The following is a 1,448-nucleotide window of genomic DNA, read 5'->3' as shown; positions in this document are numbered from 1 at the left end:
CGTCCGACAGATGATTGATTAGGTTGTGAGAAAAACAAGAAGTAATTGTCGCGAGGCTTACGAGCTTTTAAACGCTGCTTCACCAGGATAAGATTGATAGCGCATACAATCCAATGGGATAAGATTGATTGCGCTATCAATCCAACAAGAGCTGGAGTAGAGTAACGGGATACTTACAGCAGACGTCCCGATGGAAGATGACAAGAAGTAATTGATCATCTAAGATTCATCTTCATCGGGTGGCAGCGAAAGGAGATAGAACATGCAGGAGGGTATGTTGGAACTCGCTATTAAGGTTGACCAGAATGAAAAAAGTTACGTTTCCCGGATGAATTACAGATTTCCATTAAAGATCATGCGTCCATTTTATTTGGACGATATGGGTACTGCATTCGTGTATGTTTTCGATACAGCAGGGGGAATGTTGGCTGGAGATCGTGCGGATTATTCCATACGTGTGGAAGATGGTGCCCGTCTTTATTTGACGAACGCCTCAACTTCCAAAATCTATCAAATGCCAGAAGGTAAGGCCTATATAAACCAACACTTTCATGTAGGTGAGAATGCCAGTTTTGAATGTTTTCCCGAGGCGATCTCTTTGTTTCGACAATCGGAACTAGAGACACAAACTCGGATTGATGTACATCCAAACTCTGTATTAGCTTACTGCGAAATGTACTCCAGTGGCCGTAAAAGCGCGGGAGAGTCGTTCGATTTCAGAAGTCTCTCGAATCGGTTTCATTTATATATCGGAGGGAAGCTGGCGATTTGGGAGCAATATCGATTGAACATGGAACGAGAACAATTCGCGCGGCTTGGTTATTTAGAAGGATACTCCCATTGGGGAAACTTGTACTTATATGCCGGTCAAGGTAAGGCCGATAACATTGCAGGGCTTCAGGAGTATTTATCAACAAAGGACAGAGCAAGTGTTCGTTCAGGGTGTTCGCTGCATCCAAGTGGTGTCATTACGATCAAAGCACTTAGTTCGAACTACGAAGAGATGACAGAATTGTTTAATGACGTTTGGTCTTTTATGAGACCGTTGATGTTGAAAGGGGAGTTGCCTTATATCCGGAAATAAGCAAACATCAAGTTTACTTACATGGTTGCAACTGTCAGGAGGAACATTTCCAACAGGTAGCTTTAACCACTCTTACGGTCTTGAAACTTACATTCATACCTACCGTATCAATACAGCGGCAGAAGTAGAGAGTGTTTTGCAAACCATACTTGAAGTGAACATTCATTTAGACGCTGTATTTGTCAAAGAGGCGTATGAGGCTACTTTACAGGATGATTCAGTTAGATTGGCCGAGCTTCAGCAATTGTATACGGCTGCAAAACCTGCCAAGGAGTTATTCGAGGCTAGTATGAAAACGGGTAGATCGCTATTGATCGGTGTGAAAAATTTACAGGAAGATAACGACAGTTCCTTTTATGGAAAC

2 protein-coding genes are annotated in these 1,448 nt (G+C 42.6%); both read left to right on the top strand.

What is annotated here, in order from left to right; all coding sequences use genetic code 11:
- The first annotated feature begins 262 nt into the window (after window positions 1-262).
- Window positions 263-1,084, top strand: coding sequence for an urease accessory protein UreD (locus tag A3M5_RS0108410; protein WP_018393317.1), 822 nt, complete (start codon window positions 263-265; stop codon window positions 1,082-1,084).
- A 25-nt stretch (window positions 1,085-1,109) separates the two neighbouring features.
- Window positions 1,110-1,448: urease accessory protein UreF (locus A3M5_RS24635; RefSeq protein WP_286130586.1), on the top strand; the 339-nt coding region annotated here is incomplete at its 3' end.

This window comes from Bacillus sp. 37MA (assembly GCF_000372765.1).
Taxonomy (GTDB): domain Bacteria; phylum Bacillota; class Bacilli; order Bacillales; family Domibacillaceae; genus Domibacillus; species Domibacillus aminovorans.
Note: the sequence above shows the minus strand (reverse complement) of the source record. Positions and strands in the feature narration are given on the sequence as shown.

Bases quoted from the DNA above. Each gene is read 5' to 3' on its own strand.
- A3M5_RS0108410 (WP_018393317.1), top strand. From the start codon at position 263: ATGCAGGAGGGTATGTTGGAACTCGCTATTAAGGTTGACCAGAATGAA.